At 54.7% G+C, this 4710-nt stretch carries 7 protein-coding genes; 1 reads left to right on the top strand and 6 read right to left on the bottom strand.

Translation table 11 applies throughout. The features are described 5' to 3' along the window. Positions 1 to 124: 124 nt before the first annotated feature. The 5 genes from AB3X96_RS42015 to AB3X96_RS41995 form a co-directional block, all read right to left on the bottom strand. Positions 125 to 274 (bottom strand): hypothetical protein, encoded by a 150-nt coding sequence (locus AB3X96_RS42015; protein WP_368594347.1) that lies wholly within the window; start codon positions 272 to 274, stop codon positions 125 to 127. Positions 275 to 589: 315 nt separating this feature from the next. Continuing rightward, positions 590 to 1168: a hypothetical protein gene (locus AB3X96_RS42010; protein WP_368594346.1), complete on the bottom strand. Its 579-nt coding sequence runs from the start codon at positions 1166 to 1168 to the stop codon at positions 590 to 592. Between the two features lie 123 nt (positions 1169 to 1291). After that, a complete protein-coding gene (locus AB3X96_RS42005) occupies positions 1292 to 1798 on the bottom strand; it encodes a radical SAM protein (protein ID WP_368594349.1) in 507 nt (168 codons plus the stop codon). Positions 1799 to 1804: 6 nt separating this feature from the next. Then, complete coding sequence (locus AB3X96_RS42000) at positions 1805 to 2032, bottom strand: hypothetical protein (protein WP_368594345.1); 228 nt, start codon at positions 2030 to 2032, stop codon at positions 1805 to 1807. Continuing rightward, entirely contained in the window at positions 2032 to 2601 is a 570-nt protein-coding gene (locus AB3X96_RS41995; RefSeq protein ID WP_368594344.1) for a hypothetical protein, read from the bottom strand. The genes AB3X96_RS42000 and AB3X96_RS41995 overlap by 1 nt, the downstream gene beginning before the upstream one ends. A gap of 163 nt (positions 2602 to 2764) precedes the next feature. Here AB3X96_RS41995 and AB3X96_RS41990 point away from each other — a divergent pair, with 163 nt between their 5' ends. Then, the gene (locus AB3X96_RS41990; RefSeq protein ID WP_368594343.1) at positions 2765 to 3901 is read left to right on the top strand and encodes an IS110 family transposase; all 1137 of its coding nucleotides are present in this window, start codon (positions 2765 to 2767) and stop codon (positions 3899 to 3901) included. Between the two features lie 382 nt (positions 3902 to 4283). Here AB3X96_RS41990 and AB3X96_RS41985 read toward each other — a convergent pair whose 3' ends face one another. Continuing rightward, positions 4284 to 4670, bottom strand: coding sequence for a glycosyltransferase (locus tag AB3X96_RS41985; protein WP_368594348.1), 387 nt, complete (start codon positions 4668 to 4670; stop codon positions 4284 to 4286). Positions 4671 to 4710: the final 40 nt, after the last annotated feature.

Below are 4710 nucleotides of genomic sequence, written 5' to 3'. Positions count from 1 at the left end.
ATGATCCTCAGAAAGCTGCGGCGTTTTTACGTCCTTGTACTTGTCGCATTGCTCAACCGCTCCGCGGCTTCCGCTTCGACACCATGAACGGCGTCGTCGCCGAAAACGAATTATTCAGACCCGACTACTTACGGTCTCCAGGGGAAGGATCGCCATACTGATTACCGGCGACAAACACGCGCGTGCCGTTTGCGTATTGCTGTCGAACCTGATCGGTGACGTCAATGGTGTTGTTCCAGACACCATAAGCCGCATTGCTAATCACTGTACTCATAGTCGTTTCTCCAGAATGTCAAGTTTCACAACCGCCACTCCGATGAGAGTAATTCGGTCGGGTACCTTTACGCGAAATCTATACCAACAAGTCAACACCAAACCTTGAAAGGCGCTTAAAGAACTTCAACGATGGAACCAACACACAAAGCAGACAATTTCGACGATTTCTATCCGTATCGCAACAAAAGCGCTTTACGCCTGCTTACTCATGAGTCAGGGATTTTGCGGACCGGCACCCTATGCTTGAGCGATGGCTCTGATAATCCTTCTCTGCGTGAGCTGGTTCTCAACGGCGTACGCTACAGCGCTCTCCTTAGACTTCCGAGGTCACGAATTGGGTGTTAATCACGGCTTCGACCAGCGTAACTCCATTGGAGGTAAGGGTTACAACATCTCTGTCGATTGTTACCAGCACTTTATCAACCAGCGTTCTGAGCGTGGGGCGAATAATAGGGTTGTCGAAGAAGCTTTTGCCTTCAAAACGCTGTCTGAACACATTGTCACTTACCGGAACCAGTGTGGAGAGGGCCATTTTAAAAGCGTTCACTTCGCGCTGATATGGTGAGACTCCCCGGCTTTCCTCAATGGGCTGATAGTTTTCATCCAGAGCTTCCTTGTATTTTCTGTAGCTGGTGATGTTGATGGCCTCGGCCCGGGCACATTTCGAGCTGCCCCCAAGACCGATCGCCACTTCGGGGTACTGCTTATCGAGGTCGGTCACTAGCCCTTTCCACTTCTTCGGATGCTGATGGTTCCGGTGAAAGTATGTAGTCGGATGTTCGAGATATCCGGGCGAGAGGTACTTCTCAATTAGCTCGCGCATCTGATATTGCTTACCCAGCCCGGGGAAGTTCATCTTATGAATGTTAATAAGCCCCCCTTTTTTTGCCACAGACTTTCTCGCTCGCCGGAAACACCGGTACGCTTTTTCAGAAGCGTTTCCATGTGTAGCTTGGTGCATACCACGTGGGAAAGATCCAGTTCGAGAATTTTCTCGATGTCGTATTTCACATCGTCAACGCTCTGGACGAGCATACCGTAGATAAGGTCGACGACTGACCCAGTCGAAGCCGATTTCGCGCGCGTTAAAAATTGCATCCAAGCACTGTTTGGCGGAATGCATACGCCCGCACGCCGAGATAATACGGTCGTCGAAGGCTTGCGCACCAAAACTGATTTTGGTAAAGCCCAACTCTTTTAACAGTTGGAGGTATTGCTTGGTCAGAGTACCCGGCTCGCCTTCAAAGCGCATGGTAGCAACAGAAAAGTTAAAATGGCCTTGATAAAAATCCATCAGGCACCGCAACTCGGGTTCAGGAAGCAGCGATGGCGTGCCGCCGAAGATGTTGAATTCGCCGACTTCTGCATGTGCGAGACACGGCACGTTCTGAAGCCACATAGTGGCCTCTTTGACGTTGTAAGCCACCAAATCCCGGAACACTGCCTGTGACGAAATGGTCTGTGGATTCAGAGTGATCGTCGGGTACTGACAGAAATGGCAGCGGTAGCGGCAAGTTGGGATATATGCTCAAAGATGAATCTGTTTTGCCTGTTTGATATCACATTCCATGTCATCAAAGAAAGCGCCGAGTGGATAACTACAGATATCGCCATGGAAAACGTGGCAGCCGAACGGATCTTTAAAGACATACTCCAGAAATGCGGTGTTCTCTGGGCGGGAGAGAAAATCGTGTACTCGCGGCACAGGATAATTCGTATCGATAGCATTTAGTGAGTTCAGAATTTCGTTATTCATCAGAATACCCCGCCGTTAGCGAAGTAGTTGCGCGCTTCGCCGGACTCACGGTCTTCACAAAAATAGTAGACAAAGCGCTCGAAATCCTCGGGTTTGACCACATCAAAACACTCCGGCAACGGCGGCGGGAAACCGATATCGTCACCAATGGCGCGGCGCATGGCACTGAAAATTTCATCACGGAACTCGAGATAGAGCCGATAGACTGGGGTTTTGTAGGCGTGGATCGGTTTGAAGTCGACGATTCCTGAATCGCGCATAATTTCATGGATACGCTGATACAGACGGTCAGCCACTGGCCCGGTAAAAAAATGACGCACGGTGATGTCATCCAGCAAAATCTGTGGATTGAGCAGCGCCGGCAACACAATGTTTTTGGGAACGTAGTCTTTAATGGAGTAGCACCAGACCTGCTGTGACTGTGCGGGAGTAGTGTCGTACAGCGTTGACCATTGCTTTTCCTCCCCCGGACGTACATCTTTCATGATGATGATGCCGTCCTGCCCATAGGCAGTACCACTGATTACTTCGTCTAGCATCGTATCGACGCGACGACTGTTAATTTCCACACGGGAATCCCGTGCGTAAGCCGGCTTGCCGCCCTCGGCGATTACCCGGATTCCAAAGTCCCAGTCGTCGGAGAGGTGTTCTACAAAGATGCTATGTGGGACTACCGGAGAAAGGTCCGTTTAGCTAAAACGGAATTTCCAACTCTGTGCGAAGGAGACGGAAATGTCCACGACCCAAGCAGTCCCACAAGACGAGAATACGGCAATCGACGTCGAGCTATATATAAGCTTTGAACTCGGCGACAAATCCTGGATATTGACGGCGAGCGATAGTCGTCGTGGCCCAAGGCGTTACAGCGTGCAAGGCGGCGACACGGCAGCGGTGCTCAATTGTGTACGCCGTGCGAGGGAGCGCTGCCGGCTTGCGCCTGGGGCCAAGGTACATTCCTGCTACGAGGCTGGCCGGGATGGCTGGTGGCTGCACCGCTGGTTGACGGGGCAAGGCATCGACAACCTCGTGGTTGATGCCGCCAGCATTGAAGTGAATCGACGCGCGAGACGGGCCAAAACTGACCGGCTCGACGGCGACAAGCTGCTGACGATGCTCAGGCGCCACCACGCCGGCGAGCGCGTCTGGTCGGTGCTACGCGAGCCCACACCTGAGCAGGAGGACGCTCGCCGCACGCATCGTGAACTGGCCCGGCTGACTCAGGAGCGTGTCGCCCACACGAACCGCATCCGCTCACTGCTGGTGCTGCACAACGTACGTCCGCAGGTCATCATCGGCGGGCGCGACTGGGCGCAGTGGTGGGCAAACCACCGCGGGCAGATACCAGCCGCGCTTTGCGGCGAGATCGAGCGCGAGAGTGCGCGGCTGGCGCTGGTCAGGCAACAGACGAAGATGCTCGAAGCCACCCGGCGCCAGGAGCTGGCCGAGGGCAAGCACCCGCTGGTGGCCCAACTCGCCCAGCTGCGCGCGATTGGCCCCAAGGGCGCCTGGGTGCTGGTCAAGGAAGTGTTCGGTTGGCGACGTTTCGCCAACCGGCGTGAGGTCGCCGGATGTCTGGGACTGACGCCCACGCCGTACGCCAGCGGAAATAGCCAGATCGAACAAGGCATTAGCAAAGCCGGTAACCGACGAGCGCGCACGATACTCGTCGAACTGGCCTGGCGCTGGTTACGCCTGCAGCCCGACAGCCTCATGACTCAGTGGTTCAACCGGCGCTTTGCGGGCAACGGCAAGCGCATGCGACGTGTGGGCATCGTCGCGTTGGCACGACGTCTCGCCATCGCCCTATGGCGTTACCTCGAGCACGGCGAGATTCCGGCCGGGGCTTCGCTCAAAGCTGCTGCTCCTTGAAGTTCCGGGGTCAACATCGTTTGCGTGCCCAAGCAAGGAACACATCATGATCAAAGGTCGACGCACCCGAAACGGCCGGGGGTCACGACACGGTGACCGCCCCCTAAGATGGGGTGCGCCGGTAACTGGGGTTTGCCAGCCAGTGCGCCTCGCGCGCATGCTGCATGAGGTGCAGCACCTTCACATCCTGCACGGATAGAAGTTCGTTCCGGCACTGGCTGGAACGCTCGTCATACCCCGGCCTGGGATCAGGATCAAGCCACCGTGCAGCACGCCCGCTTCACATCACACGCAATACAAAGGTGCTGGGATGAAATCTGATCCGCTTACCTGACGATCGAACACGGCTTGACAAACAAGTCCCCATAGAAGCGGCCGTTGCTCAGCTGATAGAAGATTTCGATACCTCCCACTTTGTCGTACAGAGTCCGCTCCACGGCAAAACCCTTGCCGTCGGGAAAACCGCCGAAGAGCGAAAACGACACCTCCCGGCAGCGCAGGGTTTTTTGGATTTCCCGGAAAAGGTGGGACGATTGCGGAATGCTTCTTCGTTGTAGTAGTAGTTGCAGGTGCCAATATCCCCGTTTTCCTCTACCATCTTTTCAATCAGCGCATGCAGCCAGTACGGGTCTACGGTGCAGTCAGCATCGGCGGAAACAATGTAATGTTTTTTCTGAGTCCCTAGTCGGGTCTGAATAATTCGTTTTCGGCGACGACGCCGTTCATGGTGTCGAAGCGGAAGCCGCGGAGCGGTTGAGCAATGCGACAAGTACAAGGACGTAAAAACGCCGCAGCTTTCTGAGGATCAT

The sequence above is a fragment of the Paraburkholderia sp. BR13439 genome, assembly GCF_040948805.1.
GTDB classification, from domain to species: domain Bacteria; phylum Pseudomonadota; class Gammaproteobacteria; order Burkholderiales; family Burkholderiaceae; genus Paraburkholderia; species Paraburkholderia youngii.
This window is presented reverse-complemented; position numbering and strand designations above follow the sequence as displayed.